The sequence below is a fragment of the Ruegeria sp. genome (genome assembly GCF_040830605.1).
Classification (GTDB): domain Bacteria; phylum Pseudomonadota; class Alphaproteobacteria; order Rhodobacterales; family Rhodobacteraceae; genus Ruegeria.
This window is the reverse complement of sequence record NZ_JBFOMD010000008.1, coordinates 72,506-92,082: the sequence shown is the minus strand read 5'-3', so window position 1 is coordinate 92,082 and position 19,577 is coordinate 72,506. Positions and strand designations below refer to the sequence as shown.

The following is a 19,577-nucleotide window of genomic DNA, read 5'->3' as shown; positions in this document are numbered from 1 at the left end:
CTCAGATCTGGATCGGGTTGGCCTTGGCCAGCGTATCAAAGCGCATCAGGGACGCCACCAGGTCCGGCATCTGGTCCAGATAAATCATGTTCGGCCCGTCCGAGGGCGCGTTGTCTGGGTCCTGATGGGTCTCAACGAACACCGCGCCCACGCCCAGCGACACCGCCGCTCGCGCCATCACCGGCGCAAACTCGCGCTGCCCGCCCGACGAGCCGCCCTTGCCGCCGGGCTGCTGCACCGAATGGGTCGCGTCCATCACCACCGGATATCCCGTCTGCGCCATCTGCGGCAGCGACCGCATGTCGGCAACCAGTGTGTTGTAGCCGAACGAAGTTCCCCGCTCGGTCAGCAGGATGTTCTGGTTCCCGGTGCTCTCGATCTTGGTGACGATATTGGGCATTTCCCACGGCGCCAGAAACTGTCCCTTCTTGACGTTGATCACCGCGCCCGTGTTGCCGGCCGCCAGCAGCATGTCGGTCTGACGGCACAGGAAGGCCGGGATCTGCAGCACGTCCGCTGCCTCGGCGGCAATTGCGCATTGCGCCTCGGTATGCACGTCGGTCAGTACCGGAATACCCAAGGTCTTGCGGATATCGTCCAGCACCTTGAGGCCCGCATCGATTCCCATGCCGCGCTTGCCGCCCAGCGAGGTGCGGTTGGCCTTGTCGTATGAGGCCTTGAACACATATTGCGCGCCCGCCGCATCGCAGGCCTTTTTCATGGTGCCCGCGATCATCTGGGCGTGCTCGGCGCTCTCCAGCTGGCAGGGGCCCGCAATGATGGTGAGCGGAAGATCGTTGCCGACCGTCAGATCGGCGATTTTGACATGTTTCATGGCGTTTACGAGGATACCTGTTCACGAAGGATCGACGCGGTAAGCGAGATCATCAGGTAGATACCAGCAAAAAGCAGGAAAGCCAAAATCGTATTTTCGAACTTGCGCGGATAGCTCGGCTCCTGACTGGGCACCGGGTTTACCGAGACGGTCAGATAGCGCACCTGCCGGTTCGCCTCCATTCGTGTCGTTTCCATTTGCTCCAGTGCCGATTGCAGCATCAGATCGCGGGTCAGCACGTCGGCCTGCGCCATCTGAATCCGCACGCTCAGGCTGGCCAGAGAGTTTTCGCCTTTCGAGGCATCGACCATCTGCGCATTGAGCGTCGTCAGCAGGTCATTCAGGCGCTGGATGTCGCCCCGGGCGCCGTCGACCTTGGCCTGGTTCGGGCGGGCATTGTCCAGCAGCGCGGCCAGGGCCAGTTCCTTCTCCTGCAACTGCACCTCGACCTGATTGATCCGGGCCCGCAGCCCCGCAATCACGCCCTCGGGGTCCAGAATCGCACCCTGCTGTTGCAGCTCGACCAAAGCCTGCTGCGCGTTGCGCCGCTCCTGCTGTGCCATTTCAAAGCTCTGCCGCGCATCGCGCATCTGATCTTCGCGTTTCTTCTCGGACAGGTCGTTCACCCGGTCCTCGGCATAGGCGATCAGCTGCTGCGAGAATGCGGTGGCGATGTCGGGATCGGCGGCGGCCACCTCCATCCGGACCACCCCTTCGGTTGGGTCATATCCGATGGTGACGACCCGGCCGTAGGTCTTGTAGGCCTCTTCATTGGTGGCATCGGCAACGAGCCGTTGTATCGGGTCGATCCACGATTGCTGGAAATGCGCCTTGAAGCCCGCATCCCGGTCCAGAAGCAGCATCGCCTCTTTTGATTCCAGGAAGGACTGGACCGAAATCGAATCCTGACTGGTGGCGAATTGCGTTCCCGCGAACAGCCCGCCGATCCCGCCGCCTCCGCCGTCGGCTTGCAGGATCACGAACTCGGACTTGCTGGAATACATCGGTGTGGCGATGCGGTAGAAATATATGCCCACAAGCAGCGTCGGCAGCAGCACGAACGCCGCCAGCCGGGTCAGCAGCATCATCAGCCTGCGGCGACGGCGGCGCGCGATATCGCGCTGGATCTCGCCAATTTCGCGGTCGCGCCGCTGCGCAGGGCTCATGGTCTCGGTCGAGGGCAGGGACCTCTCTCCCGGTACTACCGTCTGCGGCAGCTGTATCCGCATCTGCGGCTCGTCCTTGCCGGTCTCGGACTGTTCCGGCTTCGGCACTACCAGATCCAGCATGTTCGAGCGTTGCAGCGGGTCGATCCCCTTTTGCCGCAGCAGCCGCACCGCGTCGTAATCCGACGTGGCGGGCAGGTTGTGTTTCTGGGCCAGACGGCGGGCCAGACGCAGCTGGCGCCCGGTCAGCCCTTCACGCTTGATCGCGTCCAGTTCCGAGCCAATGCCGTCCGCGCCACCCTTAGGTGCTGCAGGCTGGACAGGCCCGGCATCACCCGCGCTTTCGGCAGGCGCATCCGGCTGACCCGCGCTGGCCGTTTGTTCCGGTGCCTCCACCTCAGCTTCGGGCGCTACCGCAGCGGCGGTCCGGCGTATCCGGTATTTCTTAGCTTTGGGCCTGGTAGTCATAGAGCTCTTTCGCTTCTTCCAGGGTGTCGAACATGTATAGCTGGCCGTTCATCAGCACGGCGGCCTGCCGGGCAAATTTTTCCAGCACGGTGGGGCTGTGCGACACGATCACGATCGTGGTGGTGCGCAACCGCTCCTGCAGGATCGCGCCTGCTTTCTTGTTGAACTCGACATCGGTGTACGAGGGCATCCCCTCATCGATAAGATACATGTCGAAATCCAGCGCCAGCAGTAGGGCAAAGGTGAACCGCGACCGCATGCCCGAGGAATAGGTGCCCAGCGGCTGATCGAAATACTCGCCCAGATCGCACAGCCAGCGGCAATACGCCTCGACATAATCCGGGTCCATCCCGTAGAGCCGGGCAATGTAGCGCGAGTTCTCCATCGCCGAGACGCGATTGATCACACCGCCCATGAAACCCAGCGGAAAGGAAATGTTGCAGCCGCGGCGAATCACGCCCTCATCCGGTTTTTCCAGCCCGGCCATCATGTTGATCAGCGTCGTCTTGCCGGTCCCGTTCGGAGCCAGTACGCCCAGCGATCGCCCCAGCTCGACCCGGAACGAGACCTGATCCAGGATCACCTTGCGCTGGCTGCCGGTCCAGAAGGACTTGCTGACATTTTCAAACTCGAGCATCTGCTGCGGCCTTGCGGTTTTTTCGTCGGGACCCGGCCCTCCCTTTCTGTCAGAGGGGTTTTCAGCCGGATATCGCGTGATCTTGGCCACATTATGTCGGAATATGAAACAAATGATCAATGCGCGTCAGGCAGGCCGCTTAACCTGCCATAAGGCATCCGTTCCCGCAGGATTTCTGCCGCGAACAGGCAATCGTCTATAATTGTTTCGAACTCGTTAACGGTTTGTCGGCTTCTGGATCATCACGCGCAACTGCCTATATCTCGGCAATGGCCAATGCAACTCAGTTTCCGGGCAGGCAGAGATGAGCACCGCTTCCGTCACCGATGAGATCCGGGCGTGCCGCCTGTGTGCCGACCGGTTCGCCGCCACCGCCACGGGCCATGAGCCGCGCCCGGTGGTGTGGTTCCGGCCCGGCGCCCGGCTGCTGATCGCAGGGCAGGCACCGGGCGCGCGCGTGCACGCCTCGGGACGGCCCTTTACAGACCCATCCGGCGACCGGCTGCGTGACTGGCTGGGGATCGGCGAGGACATCTTCTACGACCTTTCCCGCGTCGCCGTGGTACCGATGGCCTTTTGCTTTCCCGGTTATAACGATCGCAACGCCGACCTGCCGCCTCCACCGGTCTGCCGCCGCACCTGGCACGACCGGGTGATGGCCGAGCTTGGCGATGTGCCACTGATCGTTCTGGTCGGCGGACATGCACACAAGTATCACCTTGGCGCAAAAAGCCCGGTGACCGAGACCGTCCGCGCCTGGCGGGACCATGCGCCGCGGGTCTTTGCCTTGCCACATCCCTCGTGGCGCAATACGGCATGGCTCAAGAAACATCCGTGGTTCGAGGCCGAGTTGCTGCCGGTCCTGCGCGCCCGGGTTCAGGAGGTGCTGAATGACTGAGGAAACGGCGCTCGATGCGGCCCATGCGGCGATGGAGGCGGCCCCTGCGGACGATGCCGCCCGGCTGCGGTTTTACGAGCGGCTGGCCGATTGCGAACTGTTCCTGATGCTGCGCGAAGAGGCGCAGGGAGACAACATCTCGCCGGAACTGTTCGAGGTCGCTGATGGCCGTTTCGTGCTGGCCTTTGACCGCGAAGAGCGGCTGGCCCGGTTTGCCGGGCAACCAGCGCCTTATGCGGCGCTGTCCGGCCGGGTGCTGAGCGCAATGCTGGCCGGGCAGGGGATCGGGCTGGGGCTCAATCTCGAAGTGGCGCCCTCGTCGATCCTGATCCCGGCCGAGGCGCTGGGTTGGCTGCAACAGACCCTGGGCCACGCCCCGGATGAGGTGCAGGCCCGGATCAGCGAGTTCACCGCACCCGCCGGATTGCCCGAGGCGCTGATCGCGGCGCTGGACACCAAACTCGCCACCGCAGGCGGGCTGGCGCAATCGGCCTATCTGGTGGGCGTGCTCTATGATACCGGTGCGCGCGGCCACATGCTGGGCTTCGTGGACGCTGTCGAGGGTGCGCGCGGCGCACTGGCCAAGGCCGCCTCCGAGGCGCTGACCTTCTCAGGTGTCGAAGCCGGCGCGATGGATGTGGGTTTTTTCGCCGCCTCCGATCCGGTGGCGGCCAATCTGGCAAGGGCCGGGCTGCGCTTCGACCTGCCGCAGCCGGAACCGGCCGAGTACGCGCCGATTACCCCGGGCTCGGACCCAGCAAAGCCACCAATATTGAAGTAAAACCTCACCACTGGGCCAAGGCGTTTCGAAACGCCTTGTTTGCGCCGATGGCATCATCTGCTCGTTTCGAGATCTGCGCAGCCCGTGGCACGGAGGCGAAAACGCGGTTTGCAAACCGCGTGACAAGCCGCTTCGAAGCGGCTTGCCTCTGGCGACTCCGTCTCGGCTTTATTCCGCCGCCTGTTCCAGCTTGTCCTGAGTCCTTGTCTCGAAATCGCTGGCGTCGTGCCGTTCCCGAAGCTGCGTGTGCAGCTCGCCAAACGCACGGTTGACCATGCGGCCCCGGCTCACCGCTGGACGGGCGTCAATGGCCTTGGCCCAACGCACAACATGCTCATAGCTGGTCACATCCAGAAACTCCGCCGCGTCGTAAAGACGGCCCAGCACCAGCTGCCCGTACCAGGGCCAGATCGCCATATCGGCAATCGTGTAGTCCTCGCCCGCAATGTACTCCTTATGCGCCAGTTCCCGGTCCAGCACGTCCAGCTGCCGCTTGGCCTCCATCGCAAAGCGGTTGATCGGGTATTCCCACTTCTCCGGCGCATAGGCGTAGAAATGCCCAAACCCGCCACCCAGATACGGCGCGCTGCCCATCTGCCAGAATACCCAGTTCATAACCTCGGTCCGGGTCGCGCGACCCTCGGGCAGGAATTCCCCGAACTTCTCGGCAAGATGGAACAGAATCGAGGCGCTTTCGAACACCCGCACCGGCTCATCCCCCGACCGGTCCCACAACGCGGGGATCTTAGAGTTCGGGTTGGCCGCGACAAAGCCCGATCCGAACTGATCGCCTTCGCCGATATTGATCAGCCAGGCGTCATATTCCGCGCCCGCGTGCCCCAGCGCCAGCAACTCCTCCAGCATCACCGTCACCTTCACGCCATTGGGCGTGGCCAGCGAATACAGCTGCAGCGGATGTTGGCCCACCGGCAGCTCCTTGTCATGGGTGGCCCCGGCGATGGGGCGGTTGATATTGGCGAACTGCCCGCCGCTTTCTCTGTCCCAGGTCCAGACTGCGGGTGGGGTGTAGGTGGATTGATCGCTCATCTCGCGCCTTTCTCAAGTGATCGGGGCCGAACCGCCCGCTGCGTTCCCAGCTAATGTTGCAGCAATCAAAGTCCAACCCCCGACCGCAGGCAAGGGCACTGAAACATTTCCCGTTTCAAGATCACGAATGCTCGTTCCTCGTCACAGCGGCGAGAGCCCCCCTACGCATGCCGCGCGTTTTGCTTATTGTCTGGGTCAGGCCGGGATGGTCCGGCGCAGATGAACCCAGTTGACCCTGAAAGGACGCCAACAATGAGAACTTTCGCCCTGGCCTTTGCCGCAGCAGCAGCCTTTGCCGTTCCCGCCTTTGCCGGCCCGCAATATGTCGATGGCACCGGTTATGCCGCTTCGGGTTACGACGTGGTCGCCTATCGCGGCCTCGAACAGTCGGCGCTTGGTGCCGCGCAGCCCGCGGGCGTGAAAGGCCATGCCAGCATCACCGCCGAATATAACGGCGCCACCTGGGCCTTCGCCTCCGAGGAAAACCGCGCCAAGTTCCTGGAAAACCCCGCCTATTACGCGCCGCAATATGACGGCCACTGCGCCTATGGCGTCTCGCGCGGCGGCAAGGTGCCGGGCAACCCGAACCTGTGGCGGATCGTCGATGACAAGCTGTATCTCAACATCACCGACGTGGTTGTGGGCTTCTGGGAGGAAGACATCCCCGGCAACATCAACTTGGCCGAGGGCAACTGGCCGGGGATCGAGCCTGGCGATGCCTCGACCAACGTGATCCCGAAATTCACCTCGGACGCGCCGGTCAGCAACTGATCCCGGTACTGTCTTTTGTGCGAATATGAGTAATCGGTTATCGCTCGGAGGTCTCCTCCGGGCGTTTTTATTGACGAACACACCGGATTGCGGGTCCGCGAAATGGCATATCAGAAACGCCGGCGCGCGGTGCGCTGCCCTCAGGTTGCGGTGAAAACGGGAACAGTCTGGGGGCGATTTTCCTCGGACGGCATCCTGATGACGACCCGAGGCATCGATATGATACTAATACGAGAATCGCGCATCTCAGATTGTGAGTGAAACCCCCTATGTCGACGATAGTCATCTACGAGAATGACAGCGACCCGCTCAGCAACACCGACGTGCAGGTCCTGAATTCTTTCACGGTCGACGTCGTGGACGATGACGATTTTCTGGAAGATCCCGACGGCAACAATACGCTGCAACTCGATGTCAGCGCGATCCCCGGCTTTATCGGGGACTCGACCAACTTTCAGACATTCGAGACCTATAGCGGAGACGTGGGTGGGGCGCCGGTAACCTTTACCCTCATCCAGTTCTCGAACCCTCAGTACATCATTGTTACATCGGGCACCGTCGCCGTCGGGGAAACGATTGCGAACACAAACAACACGATCGTAACAGCTCCGCCCACGGACTACAGCGACATTCCGACCTTCGTCTGCTTTACGGCCGGATCGCGGATTGCCACCCCACAAGGCCAACGCCGCATCGAAACGCTGGTGCCCGGCGATGACGTGACGGTTGGCGATGGGCGCAGCAGGCAGGTGCGCTGGATCGGACGGAGATCGCTGTCACAGGCCGAACTGCGCCGCAACCGGCACCTCTGCCCGATCCGCATTTGCGCCGATGCCTTTGGGCCCGACAAGCCACTCCGCGATCTACTGGTGTCGCCGCAACATCGCCTGGCCGTGTCCGGGTCTCAGCTGGAACTCTGCTTCGGCAACCCCGCCATGCTGGCCCCGGCAAAGTCACTGGTGGATGGAGAACAGATTTACCAGGAGGGTGCGGATCGAACTGTCGAATACATACATATCCTGTTCGATCAGCACGAGTTGGTGAATGTCGAAGGGATCTGGTCGGAGTCGTTCTTTCCGGGCGCGTGCTCAATGGATGCCATGTCCGAGGATGTTCGGCGCGAACTCTACGAGCTGTTTCCGGATCTCAGGATGGGAAGCCACACGTTTGGTCCGGTGGCGCTGCCCACTCTCAAACCCTACGAAGCAAAGCTGGTCCGGCAGAACCTGAACGCCTTTGTCCCGCACGCAGGTCAGCAACCTGCCACCTGAGCTCCGTGCAGTAAGGCTGTTCTGACTCTCGAACTTGAGAGGTTGGCGGGCACTTTAGGTCATTCAAATCCGGTGCTGGCGGCTCAATCGAACCGGGTAACGACGGTGGCCGCGCGATGGGCGGCAAAGGCCGCGTCGATATCGGCGTGCAGCACCCGGCCCAAAGACAGATCAGGCAGCGCGCCCTCGGGGAAAAACGCGGCCTCCGAGGTTTCGGATCCGGGACGAGGCAGGTCCGTTCCAACCTCCTCACACAGAAAGAACAGCTTGTAGAAATCCCGCGCATCGGCGGGGTAGGGATGACGCGCCTTGTGGCGCAGCGCATAAAGATGCCGCGCCCGCACATGCAGGCCCGCCTCTTCCCAGATCTCCTTTTCGGCATTTTCCGCCGGGGACTTCCCGATATCGGCAAACCCGCCCGGCAACGCCCACCGGCCGTCGGCCCGTTCGCGCACCAGCAGGATGCGGCCGTCCCGGATCACCGCGCCGCGCACATCCAGGCTGGGCGTGGCATAGCCTGCCGCATGATCCGAGATCAGCCCGTCGATCCGGGCCAGCGGCACCCGCCCCAGATCGGCCAGCATCGCGCGGGCCATGGCGGCGACTTCGTCATAGCGTTCGCGGTCGAACGGATCGCTGGTGAAATGCTGGCCGGTTTCGGCCAGCGCCAGCAGGCGTTTGGCGCGGGCAAGCCAGGTATCCTCCAGCGCGGTGGGATCCTGGCGCATCGCTTGGGCCTAGCGCCGCCGGTCGCGGCGGGCGCTCATCGGCTGAAAGGCAACGCCCACATGCGCCTCGCAATAAGGCTTGCCCTGTTCGACGGGTAGGCCGCAGAACCAGAAATCCTCGGTCGCGGGATCGCCGACGGGCCACTTGCAGGTGCGCTCGGTCAGCTCCAGCAGTGTCAGTTTCTTGGCCTTCTTCTCGACCTCGTTGACCTTGGCCAGCGCCTCGGGGCTGATCTCGTTGGCCGAAGGCTGCGGCGGCAGCGGCTGACCGGCGGGGATGATCTGACGGCGGGCCGGGGTCGCAGGCTTGGCCTCGGCCGCAGGTGCAGGCGCCGGGCGCGCCGGTTCGGTCTTGGGCGCAGGCTTGGGCTTGGCCTCGGCCTTGGGCGCGGGCGCCGGTTTCTCCTTGGCTTCGGTCTTGGCCGCGCCACCACCGGTATTGCGGTTCGACAGGCCCAGACGATGCACCTTGCCGATCACCGCATTGCGGGTCACACCGCCCAGTTCCTTGGCGATCTGGCTGGCCGACTGACCCTCGCCCCACATTTTCTTGAGCAGTTCTACGCGCTCGTCTGTCCAGGACATGGCTTGCCTTTCAAAGCGGGAAAGCGGCCCCTTTCTGGCGGCCGCCTTCGTAATTCGTCTCAGCGCCCTATTCTAAACACTGCGGGGCGAGTTACAAGGCATCTTCGAATCACGGGACGGGACGACACATGCGGGATTTGATGGAATTGGGCGAGCGCCGCTTTGGCCGCGTGAACTGGCTGGGCCTCTATACGCTGGCCGCGCGCGAGGTGACGCGGTTCTGGGTGGTCTGGACCCAGACCCTGCTGGCGCCGCTGGTGACGGCGGGGCTGTTCCTGCTGATATTCAACATCGCCATCGGTCCCCGGCGAGGGGACGTGATGGGCGTGCCGTTCCTGACCTTCCTGGCGCCGGGCATCCTGATGATGACGGTGATCCAGAACGCCTTTGCCAACACCTCGTCCTCGGTGGTGATCGCCAAGGTGCAGGGCAATATCGTCGACACGCTGATGCCGCCGCTCTCCGCCTTTGAACAGGTGCTGGGCTATCTGGCGGGCGGCGTGGCGCGCGGGCTGCTGGTGGCGCTGGCCATCGGCGTCGCGCTGGCGGTGGTGCTGGGGATCGTGCCGCAACATCCCTTCTTCGCGCTGACCTTCATCGTGCTCGGCGGTGCCTTCATGGGCGCGCTGGGGCTGGTGGCAGGGGTCTACGCCAACAAGTTCGACCAGATGGCCGCGATCACCAATTTCATCGTCACACCTTTGGCGTTTCTCTCCGGCACTTTCTACTCGGTCGAGGCGCTGCCGCCGGTCCTGAACCGCATCACCCATGCCAACCCGGTCTTCTACTTGATCGACGGGCTGCGCTTTGGCCTGATCGGCGTGTCGGACAGTTCACCGTGGCTGGGGCTGGGCGTATGTGCCGCCGCCACCACCGCCGTCTGCGTGCTGGCGTGGCGCATGTTTGCAACCGGCTACCGGCTCAAGGCCTGACCAACCTTGGCTACCGTCGAGCCGCAAGGCGTTTCGAAACGCCTTGCCCGCGCATGTGGTGAAGGGAGCGCAGCTTGGTTGGTTCGCCCTGTTGACGCTGCGGGTTAGGCTTTCGCTCCGGTGAACACCTGCCACATCGCCAACCGCCCCGCGCCAAAAGGCGTTTCGAAACGCCTTTTCCCGGATCACGCAACTTCCGGCTCCACATGGGCCAGTGACCCCGGTTGCAACGGTACGCGCGGGCGGCCTAGACGCGGATGCAGCCGGGCCGCAATCGCACAGGCCCCGAACAGCGCCACACCTCCGGCGGCAAAGATCCCCGCCACCGGCGCCACCATCAGCACCAGCCACGCCGCCCCCGGCGTCAGGATGCCCGAGACATCGCGGTAGCTGGAATAGATTGCCGACATTTCGGTCCGCTCCGACGGTTTCACTGCCATCAAGAACGGCAACCCGGCGCAGATATCCAACACGATCAGCCAGACCGAACCTAAAACCAGCGCCGCCACCGCCACGACCGGCCACCCCGACACCCCACCCGCCGCCACGAAACAGGCCCCGCAGGCCGCAAACCCGATCCGTACCGCCGCGCGCAGCGACCTTCCCTGTACCCAGCGCAGGATCAGCGGCGAAGCAAACAGCATCGCGTTCGTCGCCGACAGCAGGATGCCACCCAACTGATCGCCCAACCCCTGTTCGATGGCAAAAATCGGCAGATAGACCACGTAGATCCACCAGCCGCAGGACCGGATCATGGCAAACAGATATCCCGCGATCAGCCGCGGCTGCGCAAAGAAGCGCGGCAGGAACGCCAGCGGGTTCTTCGCGGGTCCGCGCGCCCTGGTGATCAGCTTGCCATTGCCCAGCCTGAGCGCCCAGAACACCGCCAGCATCACCACCGCCGCCCCGGCACTGATGACGAACGGGGCGGGCGCCCAAAGCTCCATCAGCAGCACCCCGGCCATCGGCCCCGCAGTCCAGCCCAACGCGCTGTAGAACATCCGGCTGGTCTCGCACCGGCCCAGCTCGATCCGGTCGATATAATCCAGCACATAGGCGTTGAAACAGATGAAGCAGACCACCGCCGCCACCGTGTTCAGCGCCAGCGCCGCCACCACTGCCTGCGGGCTGCCCTCGATGGCCAGCAGCGCGCCCGCGACGAACATCAGACAGCCGCCGGTATAGGCCCAGCGGCGCGGGACGTATCGGATGGCAAAGGGCACCATCAGCCCGGCCGCCAGCGACACGATGCCAACGAGGAAATACAGAAACGACACCGTCCCGGCATCGCCCAGGGCCCGGTACATGATCAGCGGAAAGACCGAGATCAGGATGCCGCGCACAACCGCTTCCAGCCCCGCGAGCACGCCGAAATCGCGGACCGAGGGGGCAGGGGCGTGGCGGACCCATTCCGGGATACGACGTTCATGCATGACACAATCTCTCTATTGCGAAACCGAATTAATCTGCATTACCGAAAATCAATATTCGCTTTCGAAATCAGCAAGATGCCGATTGTGGGACGGAGAATTTCGATTCAGATTTTTCGATTTCTTCCTTAACCAACGTCCTGCCAGACTGCGCCCCTCGCCCCGGGTTTCATGGAAGAAAACGACATCGACGTCGCGACCGGGCCCTCACTCGAAAATTTGATCCGCACCGGATGCTTGCACCCCGCTTGGCGGCAGGTCGTCGGACCTCTAGGCTCGGCACAACGGCCACCCCGAACACCGGAGCCTAGCCCCATGCGCATCCTGATCATTGGCGGCACCGCCCTCGTCGGACCTCACCTGATCCGCGAGCTGTCATCGGACCGCGCGACCCGCATCTGGACCCTGACCCGTGCGGGCCGCCCCTACTTCACCGAGGACGCCCTGACCGGAGACCGGCGGGACGCGGCAGCCCTGGGCAACGCGTTGGACACCGCGCGCCCGGATGTTGTGGTGGACATGATCCCGTTCACGCAAGCCGACGCCCAGAGCCTTGCGCAAGCGGCGCAGGCCTGCGGCCACCCCGTCCGGCTCGTGGCGCTCTCCAGCATCGACGTCTACGCCGCCTATGGCCGCCTGCACGGCACCGAGGAGGTGCCGCTCCAACCCGTCCCGATCACCGAAACCATGGCACTGCGGCAAAAGCTGGGCTTTGACGGTGCCGCCTATGACAAGCTCGGGATCGAGCGCATCTATCGCGAAGCCTTTACCGATCTGACCCTGCTCAGACTGCCCGCGATCTACGGCTGGCCCGACACCACCCGTGTTCTGCCCTATCTCGACCAGATGCTGGATGGCGCCGAAACCATCGCGCTGCCCGCCGACCGCGCCGCGTTCCGTTTCTCGCGCGGGCTGCACAAAAACATCGGGCTTGCCGCCGCGCTGGCGGTCGTGCACCCGGGTGGAGGGCAAAAGATCTACAACGTGGCCGAACCGCGGGCCTTTTCAGAACTGGACTGGATCCGCAAAATCGCCGCTGCCTGCGGCTGGCAGGGCGAAATTCTGGTGGAACCCTCCGCCAACCCGGACACGCCGGTCCAGCATCTCGAGGTCTCCTCGGATGCGATCCGCCGTGATCTGGGATTTCACGAGAAATACGATGTGGATGAGGGGCTCGCCGACACCGTCGCCTTCCACGCCTATCAGCGGTTGGGCAGGCCCTACCGAAAATACTATTGAGCGACGAGCGCCTCACGCCAGGCCAGGATCAGCGCGCCGCCCAGGATGATGGCAGCTCCGGTCAGGCTGATCGCGTCGGGCACCACGCCGAACCCGGCGAAATCGTAAAGTGCGGCAAAGATCAGCGTGGCATAGCTAAAGGGCGCCACGAAAGACGCATCCGCCCGCGCCATGCCGTTGACGAAACAGGCCTGCGCGCAGGCCATCAGCACCCCGATTCCCGCCAGCGCGGCCCATTGCCCGGACGTCGGCGCCTGCCAAACCGTCAGCACCGCCGCCGAGGCAATGGCCAGACCCATGGCGTTGTTGACCAGCAGGATCTGGATCGGTGCCTCGCGGCCCGAGAGCTTCTTGATGAAAATCAGCTCCATCCCCATCACCGCTGCCGCCGTCAGCGCCAGCAGCGCGGCGGGCTGAAAGCTCTCGGGCGTGGGCCGGAGCAGGATCAGCGCCCCACTCAGCGCGATCCCCGCAGCGCCCCAGCGCCATGGCCCCACGCGCTCACCCAAGAGCGGGACCGCCAGCACCATGGCAAAGACCGGGTTCAGAAAGGAAATCGCCGTGGCATCGGCCATCGGAATGTAGGCAACCGAGGCGAACATCAGCGTCACCCCGGCCCAGCCGAACGTGGTCCGCCCCACGTGTAGTCCCCAATGCGGTCGGCTGAGCCGGGGGCGCATCATGGCCACCGCCGTGCCGATGGCGATAAAGGCGAACAGAAACCGCCCGTGGCTGATCTGCATCGGATGCAGCGCCGGTCCCAGTACACCCGTGCCCAGCGCCTTGGCCAGCAGCGTGGTACCCGCGATAAACGCGGTTGCGGCAAAGATCAGCAGCGCGGCCAGTGCCGGGTTCTGGGTCTTGGGCACGAACATGCCCAACCGGTGCGGCAGCCCGGCGGAAATGGCAAGCGAAATTGCTACGGTCCCCGCCGAACCGGCGGGGCCACCAGTGCCGCCTTGGCCTGCCTGAGACTGCCCAGAAACCGCCCGGCGCGCTCGATCCGTGCCTCGACCTCTTCGATCCGCTCCTGCAGGAACGCCTCTCCGTCGAAACTGTCCGGGTCTGCCGCCTCAAGCTGGCCGAGCAGGATTGCCAGATCGGCAATGCTCATCCCTGCAGCCTGCGCATCCGCGATCTGTTCCAGCGTGATCAGCGCCTCTTCGGGATAGTCGCGATAGCTGTTGGTCGCCTCCGCCCCCGGCGCCGAGGCGATCAGCCCCTGCCGCTCGTAAAACCGCAGCGTATCGCGGCTCAGCCCGCTGCGTCTGGCCAGTTCTCCGATCCGCATGATTCAAAACCGTTGACTTAACTCCATGGTTTTGATGCTATGAGGTGTCATCGGAGCATGCAAGGGGAGAAGACAATGGGACCGAAATGCCAAAGCTGCGGCATGCCGCTGTCGAAGGACCCCGAGGGCGGCGGCAGCGAGGCGGACGGGTCGCGCAGCGCGCAATACTGCTCTCTGTGTTACGAGGATGGCGCCTTTCGCCATCCCGACGCGACGCTGACAGAGTTTCAGGCCCATTGCGTCGATGCGCTGGTCGCCAAGGGAATGCCGCGCATTCTGGCCTGGGCCTTCACGCGCGGCATGGGCAAACTCGGCCGCTGGCGCGCGGTGTGAGACCTGCTGCCTTTCGAGAAATCGTTGAGACACGCGCATCGCCAGTGTCCCGAGAGCACCGCAGGTGCGGCAGGGTATTGGCGATCCAACTTTTTCTCGAAAGGCTACAGCAGGGGGGCGCTGCCCCCGCCGCGCTGCGCGCGCCTCCCCCGGGATATTTTTGAACTGAAGAAGGATCAGATGTGTAGGCGGCGCAGCCCGTAGAGCCAGATGAGGCCCATCCCGAGTGCGCCCAGCAGGTAGGGCAGGCGCAGGGCGGCCTCGCGGCCCAGTTCGGGTTCGGCAAGCGAGACGACCCAGCCGCCGATCAGCGCACCAAAGGGCATCATGCCCCAGCCGAAGAACCGGTAGAGGCTGTTGACCCGGCCCAGCAGGTCGTCCGGGATCAGGCGTTGGCGGTAGGAAACGGTGACCACGTTCCACAACAGCGCCGCGAACATCTCGGCGAACAGCGCGGCGGCCACCAGCCAGACCGATTGCGCCACCCAGATCGCCACCATGGTCACCCCAAGCAGCACCAGCGCCACCATCAGGGCCCGGCGTTGTCCCAGCCGCGCCGCGATACCGGGGCAGAGCAGGCCTCCAACAACGCCGCCTGCCGCGCCAGCGGTCAGCAGCAGGCCGTGCCCGGCAGCGCCGAGGCCAAGAATTTCCTGGCTGTAGAGGATCAGCACTGTCACCGTCATCAGAGCCAGCGCGTTCATCAGCCCCAGCATGATGGCGAGTTGCAGCACCGTGCGGTGGCCCCGTAGCCAGGCGATACCCTCACGCGCCTCGACCAGCCATGACCGCCGTGCCGGGCGCAGTCGCGGCGCGATCGCCATGCACCACACAAGCCCTGCCGCCACGGCAAAGGTCACCGCGTCGAGCGCAAACGGCGCGGGCACCGATGTGGCGATCAGCAGACCGGCCAGCGGCGGCCCGACGAAAGAACCCATCACCTGCTCGATGCTCCAGATCTGCCCGTTGGCCTGCTCCAGTCGCTCGCCCGGCACCACCGAGGGCAGCACCGTCTGCGCCGCATTGTCCCGGATCACCTCGGCAGACCCCAGAAGGAAGGCCAGCGCCGAGATTGCGGCGATATAGAGCCCCTCCTGCGCCACCGGAAAACCCGGCGCGCTCAGGATCACCGTGATCACGCCGCTGGTCAGCACCATCCGCACCAGATCCGCCTGCACCATCAGCCGCCGCCGGTCCATCCGGTCGGTCCAGACACCCGCCGGGATCGAGAACAGCAGCCACGGCAGCCGCGTGGCAAAGGCCACGCAGGCGATCAGCATCGGGTCGCGGGTGATCAGCGTCGCCAGCCACGGAAAGGCCAGCGCCGAGACCCCGTCGCCGAGATTGGAAATGGCCGAGGCCGAAAACAGCAGGCGGTAATCGCGCAGGGACCAGAGACGTGTCATGGCCGCAACCCTTCGGCCCGGTTGCATCTTTGTCAACCGAAGCCCGCCCAAGGGGGTTTTCAAACCCCGATTCCCCGGCTATGCACCGCATCCATGATCAAACGCCTGCATATAGCTGCTCTCCGACGCCGACGCTTTACCGCGTAACCGGCCCGTTTGATCCCTGCGCGACCCAAATCCGCGCATCCCTCATAAAATCCGTTGACGAAACAGTCCGCCGTGAGCCACTCACTGAGGCTTAACCAGATGAAAAGGATGATCCGATGATCCCGTCCGTTCTGCCGACTTACAACCGCGCGCCCCTGAGCTTCGTGAAGGGCGAAGGCGCCTGGCTGACCGAGGCGGACGGGCGACGTTTCCTCGATCTGGGCGCGGGTATCGCGGTGAACGCGCTGGGCCATGCGCATCCGGCGCTGGTTCAGGCGCTGACCGATCAGGCCCAGGCTGTGTGGCATGTCTCGAACCTCTACCAGATCCCGCAGCAGCAGGCGCTGGCCGACAAGCTGGTGGACCACACCTTCGCCGACACGGTGTTCTTCACCAATTCCGGTACCGAGGCCTGTGAACTGGCGGTGAAGATGGCGCGCAAGTATTTCCACGACAAGGGCCAGCCGGAGAAGGTCGAGATCATCACCTTCGACGGCTCGTTCCACGGCCGCTCCTCGGCGGGCATCGCCGCCGCCGGATCGGAAAAGATGACCAAGGGCTTCGGCCCGCTGCTGTCCGGTTTCGTGCACCTGACCTTTGGCGATCTCGACGGCGTCACCAACGCCATTACCGACCAGACCGCCGCCATCCTGATCGAACCGGTGCAGGGCGAGGGCGGCATCCGCCCTGTCCCCGACGCCGAACTCAAGGCGCTCCGCCAGATCTGCGACGATCATGGCCTGCTGCTGATCCTCGACGAGGTGCAATGCGGCGTCGGGCGCACCGGCAAGCTCTTCGCCCATGAATGGGCGGGCATCACCCCCGACATCATGATGGTCGCCAAAGGCATCGGCGGCGGCTTCCCGCTGGGCGCCGTGCTCGCCACCGAAGAGGCCGCCTCCGGCATGACCGTGGGCACCCACGGCTCCACCTATGGCGGCAACCCGCTGGGCTGCGCGGTGGGTTGCGCGGTGATGGACCACGTCGCCAATCCCGATTTCCTGGCCGAGGTGAATCGCAAGGCGGGTCTCCTGCGCCAGAAACTCGAAGGGCTGGTCGCCGACCACCCGGACGTGTTCGAAGCGGTGCGCGGCTCCGGCCTCATGCTGGGCATCAAGTGCAAGGCGGCCAATATCGATGTGGTGAACGCGGGCTATGATAACCAGGTCATCACCGTCCCCGCCGCCGACAACGTCATCCGCCTGCTGCCGCCCCTGACCCTGACGGACGAGGACATCGCCGAGGCCATCACCCGCCTCGACGCCTCCGCCGCACAGGTCGAGAACCACCTCGAAACCGCCTGATCTTCATCTTTTCCAAAATACTCCGGGGGTCCGGGGGCAGCGCCCCCGGCCTCGGCCCTCCAAAAGCGATCACGACATGAACCATTTCCTCGACATCCACAAAACCGAAGCCACCGCGCTACGGTCCATGATCGATCAGGCAGGCGCCATGAAACAGGCCCGCCTCGGCCGCCCCAAGGCCGCCCCCGATGACGACCAACCACTAGCGGGCCGCATGGTGGCGCTGATCTTCGAAAAACCCTCGACCCGGACCCGCGTCTCCTTCGATGTCGGCGTGCGCCAGATGGGCGGGCAGACCATGCTGCTCTCGGGCAAGGACATGCAGTTGGGCCATGGCGAAACCATCGCCGATACCGCCCGCGTGCTTTCCCGCTATGTCGACTTGATCATGATCCGCACCTTTGACGAAACCATACTGACCGAGATGGCCGAATATGCCGACGTGCCGGTGATCAACGGCCTGACCGACCGCACTCATCCCTGCCAGATCATGGCCGACGTGCTGACCTTCGAGGAACACCGCGGCCCCATCACGGGCAAGAAAGTGGTCTGGACTGGTGACGGCAACAATGTCTGCGCCTCCTTCCTGCACGCGGCAGGCCAGTTCGGCTTCGACTTCACCTTCACCGGCCCGGCCCAGTTCGACCCGGAAGAGGAATTCATGGGCTTCGCCCGTCAGAAGGGTTCAAAAGTCGTCACCGAGCGCGACGCCTTCAAGGCGGTCGAGGGCGCCGATCTGGTGATCGCCGACACCTGGGTGTCGATGCATGACGCGCAATCGGCCAAGGAACGCCGCCACAACCTGCTGCGCCCCTATCAGGTCAACGCCGAACTCATGTCGCACGCCAAACCCGACGCGCTCTTCATGCACTGCCTGCCCGCGCATCGCGAGGAAGAGGCCACATCCGAGGTCATGGACGGCCCTAACTCGGTCATCTTCGACGAGGCCGAAAACCGCCTGCACGCCCAAAAGGCCATCATGCGCTGGTGTTTGGGCGTCTGATACCGGCGCTCGCCGACGGCACGCGCATGTTTAAGGGGCGGGGAGGATTTATCGATCTGCCCAAGCAACGCACCTGGTGTTGCCTCCTCCCTTGCACCGAACGATGGTTTCGATAGAAAGATGCGCTGAGCGGGGTCGGCAGCAGCGCACGGGCGAACCGTCGTTGGCGGCCATGTGACCGCCCCTTGTGCGTGACCAAACCGGGACGTCCGGCCCAGTCTTCCGGCGGAGAGACGATGACGAAGTTTTTTGCATCACTGCTGGGTGTGATGGCGCTGGTTCTGGTCGGTGGCTGTACGACAAAACCCACCAGCGACCAGAGCGATATCGACGGGCTGGCGCAGGCAATCCGGGAACTTGGGCCGGAGGTGGACCCGGGCGAGGCCGAACGGGCCGCCCGCATCGCCCATACTTATTCGCTCCAGCTTGCGCAGGACTGGCAGGTCACCGACCCGGCGATCATCCACAATGCCAAGGTCATCAACGGATTTCGCGAGCGGGGGCTTTGCAACGACTGGGCCGAGGCTCTCAACAAGCGCCTGAAGCAGGAGGGGTTCCGCACCCTCTCGCTGCACTGGGCGACGTCACCGCCGACCGATTTCCGGATCATCCACCACACCGCCGTCATCAGCAGACGCGGGGACACGATGTATGACGGGATCATCCTCGACCCCTGGCGTTATGGCGGCGTTCTGTTCTGGTCGCCCACCCGCGCCGATGACCGCTATAACTGGCGCCCGCGTCTGGAAGTCCGGGAAGAGCTACTGAAGGCCAGCGAGGCGCGCAAGGCCGCCCAAGCCGGCTGACCAAACCCTTCCGAACGCTGGATTTCACGGCACATTTCTACCGGTGGGCCTGCCAGATCGCGCTCAGCCGCAATCCGGCGATGTTTACAGGTGCGGCGTGAGACAGTATTAACAAAGTGTTAACGACGCATTTTTTATGCATTCAACTACGCTCATTCATGGTGACGGCCAGTCGCTGTAGCGACGACGAAGACGCGACAACCCGTTAACTTGTGAGCTTGGACAGCCGAATGCTAAACTACTCGTTGATTTTAGTGGTCGCCTCGATGGGGATCTTCTTTGGATTTCTGGCGGGCGTTGTTTGTGCCTAGGCGAAAGGACTTGGCAAACGGTGCATGAAACATCGACCTCCGGTACTGCGACGATAAACGCCTACCGGCTGCAAAAAAACAACACGGATTACGACGCCGCCATGTGGGCGGCCTGCGCACTGATGGTCCTCCACAGTGAGAGATCTGACATCTTGCGCGACTATGCCCACATCTGGGCCAGCAAGTTG

The 19,577-nt window shown here is 63.8% G+C and carries 20 protein-coding genes; 10 read left to right on the top strand and 10 right to left on the bottom strand.

Annotated features, from left to right (window positions below):
• Position 1: 1 nt before the first annotated feature.
• Genes kdsA through AB3N21_RS11815 form a run of 3 tightly spaced genes read right to left on the bottom strand, consistent with a single transcriptional unit; the run spans position 2 to position 3,106 of the window.
• On the bottom strand, positions 2 to 835 hold the full coding sequence (kdsA, locus tag AB3N21_RS11825) for a 3-deoxy-8-phosphooctulonate synthase (RefSeq protein WP_367935417.1): 834 nt from the start codon (positions 833 to 835) through the stop codon (positions 2 to 4).
• Between the two features lie 5 nt (positions 836 to 840).
• The gene (locus AB3N21_RS11820; protein ID WP_367935416.1) at positions 841 to 2,469 is read right to left on the bottom strand and encodes a capsule biosynthesis protein; all 1,629 of its coding nucleotides are present in this window, start codon (positions 2,467 to 2,469) and stop codon (positions 841 to 843) included.
• Positions 2,447 to 3,106 carry an ABC transporter ATP-binding protein gene (locus AB3N21_RS11815; protein WP_171181539.1) on the bottom strand — a complete coding sequence of 220 codons (660 nt, stop codon included), beginning with the start codon at positions 3,104 to 3,106 and terminating at the stop codon, positions 2,447 to 2,449. Before AB3N21_RS11815 ends, AB3N21_RS11820 begins: the two co-directional genes overlap by 23 nt.
• A 304-nt stretch (positions 3,107 to 3,410) precedes the next feature.
• Between AB3N21_RS11815 and AB3N21_RS11810 the strand changes: the two genes are divergently transcribed.
• Together AB3N21_RS11810 and AB3N21_RS11805 are read left to right on the top strand one after the other, a co-directional pair.
• A complete protein-coding gene (locus AB3N21_RS11810) occupies positions 3,411 to 4,004 on the top strand; it encodes a uracil-DNA glycosylase family protein (RefSeq protein ID WP_367935415.1) in 594 nt (197 codons plus the stop codon).
• Complete coding sequence (locus AB3N21_RS11805; RefSeq protein WP_367935414.1) at positions 3,997 to 4,785, top strand: SseB family protein; 789 nt, start codon at positions 3,997 to 3,999, stop codon at positions 4,783 to 4,785. Before AB3N21_RS11810 ends, AB3N21_RS11805 begins: the two co-directional genes overlap by 8 nt.
• Before the next feature lie 168 nt (positions 4,786 to 4,953).
• On the opposite strand, the gene yghU is transcribed toward AB3N21_RS11805, so the two are convergent.
• Positions 4,954 to 5,832 (bottom strand): glutathione-dependent disulfide-bond oxidoreductase, encoded by an 879-nt coding sequence (gene yghU, locus AB3N21_RS11800; protein ID WP_367935413.1) that lies wholly within the window; start codon positions 5,830 to 5,832, stop codon positions 4,954 to 4,956.
• Between the two features lie 252 nt (positions 5,833 to 6,084).
• Here yghU and AB3N21_RS11795 point away from each other — a divergent pair, with 252 nt between their 5' ends.
• Both AB3N21_RS11795 and AB3N21_RS11790 read left to right on the top strand, forming a co-directional pair.
• On the top strand, positions 6,085 to 6,603 hold the full coding sequence (locus tag AB3N21_RS11795; RefSeq protein ID WP_367935412.1) for a YHS domain-containing (seleno)protein: 519 nt from the start codon (positions 6,085 to 6,087) through the stop codon (positions 6,601 to 6,603).
• Between the two features lie 269 nt (positions 6,604 to 6,872).
• Positions 6,873 to 7,874 (top strand): Hint domain-containing protein, encoded by a 1,002-nt coding sequence (locus tag AB3N21_RS11790; protein ID WP_367935411.1) that lies wholly within the window; start codon positions 6,873 to 6,875, stop codon positions 7,872 to 7,874.
• Between the two features lie 83 nt (positions 7,875 to 7,957).
• On the opposite strand, the gene AB3N21_RS11785 is transcribed toward AB3N21_RS11790, so the two are convergent.
• A complete protein-coding gene (locus tag AB3N21_RS11785) occupies positions 7,958 to 8,602 on the bottom strand; it encodes an NUDIX hydrolase N-terminal domain-containing protein (protein WP_367935410.1) in 645 nt (214 codons plus the stop codon).
• Positions 8,603 to 8,611: 9 nt separating this feature from the next.
• Entirely contained in the window at positions 8,612 to 9,187 is a 576-nt protein-coding gene (locus AB3N21_RS11780) for a GcrA family cell cycle regulator (RefSeq protein WP_367935409.1), read from the bottom strand.
• A 128-nt stretch (positions 9,188 to 9,315) separates the two neighbouring features.
• Here AB3N21_RS11780 and AB3N21_RS11775 point away from each other — a divergent pair, with 128 nt between their 5' ends.
• Positions 9,316 to 10,119 (top strand): ABC transporter permease, encoded by an 804-nt coding sequence (locus AB3N21_RS11775; RefSeq protein WP_367935408.1) that lies wholly within the window; start codon positions 9,316 to 9,318, stop codon positions 10,117 to 10,119.
• A 185-nt stretch (positions 10,120 to 10,304) separates the two neighbouring features.
• Here AB3N21_RS11775 and AB3N21_RS11770 read toward each other — a convergent pair whose 3' ends face one another.
• Positions 10,305 to 11,552 carry an MFS transporter gene (locus tag AB3N21_RS11770; protein ID WP_367935407.1) on the bottom strand — a complete coding sequence of 416 codons (1,248 nt, stop codon included), beginning with the start codon at positions 11,550 to 11,552 and terminating at the stop codon, positions 10,305 to 10,307.
• Between the two features lie 312 nt (positions 11,553 to 11,864).
• On the opposite strand from AB3N21_RS11770, the gene AB3N21_RS11765 reads away from it, so the two are divergent.
• On the top strand, positions 11,865 to 12,788 hold the full coding sequence (locus tag AB3N21_RS11765; protein WP_367935406.1) for an NAD-dependent epimerase/dehydratase family protein: 924 nt from the start codon (positions 11,865 to 11,867) through the stop codon (positions 12,786 to 12,788).
• Here the strand turns inward: AB3N21_RS11765 and AB3N21_RS11760 are convergent.
• Together AB3N21_RS11760 and AB3N21_RS11755 are read right to left on the bottom strand one after the other, a co-directional pair.
• Positions 12,782 to 13,663, bottom strand: coding sequence for a DMT family transporter (locus AB3N21_RS11760; RefSeq protein ID WP_367935405.1), 882 nt, complete (start codon positions 13,661 to 13,663; stop codon positions 12,782 to 12,784). The two genes, AB3N21_RS11765 and AB3N21_RS11760, sit on opposite strands and share 7 nt — an antisense overlap.
• Before the next feature lie 44 nt (positions 13,664 to 13,707).
• Positions 13,708 to 14,079: a MerR family transcriptional regulator gene (locus AB3N21_RS11755; RefSeq protein ID WP_367935404.1), complete on the bottom strand. Its 372-nt coding sequence runs from the start codon at positions 14,077 to 14,079 to the stop codon at positions 13,708 to 13,710.
• Between the two features lie 75 nt (positions 14,080 to 14,154).
• Here AB3N21_RS11755 and AB3N21_RS11750 point away from each other — a divergent pair, with 75 nt between their 5' ends.
• The gene (locus tag AB3N21_RS11750; RefSeq protein WP_367935403.1) at positions 14,155 to 14,412 is read left to right on the top strand and encodes a zinc ribbon domain-containing protein; all 258 of its coding nucleotides are present in this window, start codon (positions 14,155 to 14,157) and stop codon (positions 14,410 to 14,412) included.
• A gap of 176 nt (positions 14,413 to 14,588) precedes the next feature.
• Here AB3N21_RS11750 and AB3N21_RS11745 read toward each other — a convergent pair whose 3' ends face one another.
• Positions 14,589 to 15,818: an MFS transporter gene (locus AB3N21_RS11745; protein ID WP_367935402.1), complete on the bottom strand. Its 1,230-nt coding sequence runs from the start codon at positions 15,816 to 15,818 to the stop codon at positions 14,589 to 14,591.
• A gap of 263 nt (positions 15,819 to 16,081) precedes the next feature.
• Here AB3N21_RS11745 and AB3N21_RS11740 point away from each other — a divergent pair, with 263 nt between their 5' ends.
• From AB3N21_RS11740 to AB3N21_RS11730, 3 genes are all read left to right on the top strand, one after another.
• Complete coding sequence (locus AB3N21_RS11740) at positions 16,082 to 17,269, top strand: aspartate aminotransferase family protein (RefSeq protein ID WP_367935401.1); 1,188 nt, start codon at positions 16,082 to 16,084, stop codon at positions 17,267 to 17,269.
• Positions 17,270 to 17,345: 76 nt separating this feature from the next.
• A complete protein-coding gene (argF, locus tag AB3N21_RS11735; protein WP_367935400.1) occupies positions 17,346 to 18,272 on the top strand; it encodes an ornithine carbamoyltransferase in 927 nt (308 codons plus the stop codon).
• 236 nt (positions 18,273 to 18,508) lie between these two features.
• The gene (locus AB3N21_RS11730) at positions 18,509 to 19,078 is read left to right on the top strand and encodes a hypothetical protein (RefSeq protein ID WP_367935399.1); all 570 of its coding nucleotides are present in this window, start codon (positions 18,509 to 18,511) and stop codon (positions 19,076 to 19,078) included.
• Positions 19,079 to 19,577: the final 499 nt, after the last annotated feature.

What these genes read in the sequence shown, in the direction of transcription:
- AB3N21_RS11760 (WP_367935405.1), bottom strand. Translation starts at nt 13,663, where the DNA reads ATGTTCGTGCCCAAGACCCAGAACCCGGCACTGGCCGCGCTGCTGATC.
- AB3N21_RS11745 (WP_367935402.1), bottom strand. Translation starts at nt 15,818, where the DNA reads ATGACACGTCTCTGGTCCCTGCGCGATTACCGCCTGCTGTTTTCGGCC.
- AB3N21_RS11810 (WP_367935415.1), top strand. Translation starts at nt 3,411, where the DNA reads ATGAGCACCGCTTCCGTCACCGATGAGATCCGGGCGTGCCGCCTGTGT.
- AB3N21_RS11755 (WP_367935404.1), bottom strand. Translation starts at nt 14,079, where the DNA reads ATGCGGATCGGAGAACTGGCCAGACGCAGCGGGCTGAGCCGCGATACG.
- AB3N21_RS11750 (WP_367935403.1), top strand. Translation starts at nt 14,155, where the DNA reads ATGGGACCGAAATGCCAAAGCTGCGGCATGCCGCTGTCGAAGGACCCC.
- AB3N21_RS11740 (WP_367935401.1), top strand. Translation starts at nt 16,082, where the DNA reads ATGATCCCGTCCGTTCTGCCGACTTACAACCGCGCGCCCCTGAGCTTC.
- AB3N21_RS11775 (WP_367935408.1), top strand. Translation starts at nt 9,316, where the DNA reads ATGCGGGATTTGATGGAATTGGGCGAGCGCCGCTTTGGCCGCGTGAAC.
- AB3N21_RS11820 (WP_367935416.1), bottom strand. Translation starts at nt 2,469, where the DNA reads ATGACTACCAGGCCCAAAGCTAAGAAATACCGGATACGCCGGACCGCC.
- AB3N21_RS11795 (WP_367935412.1), top strand. Translation starts at nt 6,085, where the DNA reads ATGAGAACTTTCGCCCTGGCCTTTGCCGCAGCAGCAGCCTTTGCCGTT.
- AB3N21_RS11790 (WP_367935411.1), top strand. Translation starts at nt 6,873, where the DNA reads ATGTCGACGATAGTCATCTACGAGAATGACAGCGACCCGCTCAGCAAC.
- kdsA (WP_367935417.1), bottom strand. Translation starts at nt 835, where the DNA reads ATGAAACATGTCAAAATCGCCGATCTGACGGTCGGCAACGATCTTCCG.
- argF (WP_367935400.1), top strand. Translation starts at nt 17,346, where the DNA reads ATGAACCATTTCCTCGACATCCACAAAACCGAAGCCACCGCGCTACGG.
- AB3N21_RS11770 (WP_367935407.1), bottom strand. Translation starts at nt 11,552, where the DNA reads ATGCATGAACGTCGTATCCCGGAATGGGTCCGCCACGCCCCTGCCCCC.
- AB3N21_RS11780 (WP_367935409.1), bottom strand. Translation starts at nt 9,187, where the DNA reads ATGTCCTGGACAGACGAGCGCGTAGAACTGCTCAAGAAAATGTGGGGC.
- AB3N21_RS11765 (WP_367935406.1), top strand. Translation starts at nt 11,865, where the DNA reads ATGCGCATCCTGATCATTGGCGGCACCGCCCTCGTCGGACCTCACCTG.
- AB3N21_RS11730 (WP_367935399.1), top strand. Translation starts at nt 18,509, where the DNA reads ATGACGAAGTTTTTTGCATCACTGCTGGGTGTGATGGCGCTGGTTCTG.
- AB3N21_RS11815 (WP_171181539.1), bottom strand. Translation starts at nt 3,106, where the DNA reads ATGCTCGAGTTTGAAAATGTCAGCAAGTCCTTCTGGACCGGCAGCCAG.
- AB3N21_RS11805 (WP_367935414.1), top strand. Translation starts at nt 3,997, where the DNA reads ATGACTGAGGAAACGGCGCTCGATGCGGCCCATGCGGCGATGGAGGCG.
- yghU (WP_367935413.1), bottom strand. Translation starts at nt 5,832, where the DNA reads ATGAGCGATCAATCCACCTACACCCCACCCGCAGTCTGGACCTGGGAC.
- AB3N21_RS11785 (WP_367935410.1), bottom strand. Translation starts at nt 8,602, where the DNA reads ATGCGCCAGGATCCCACCGCGCTGGAGGATACCTGGCTTGCCCGCGCC.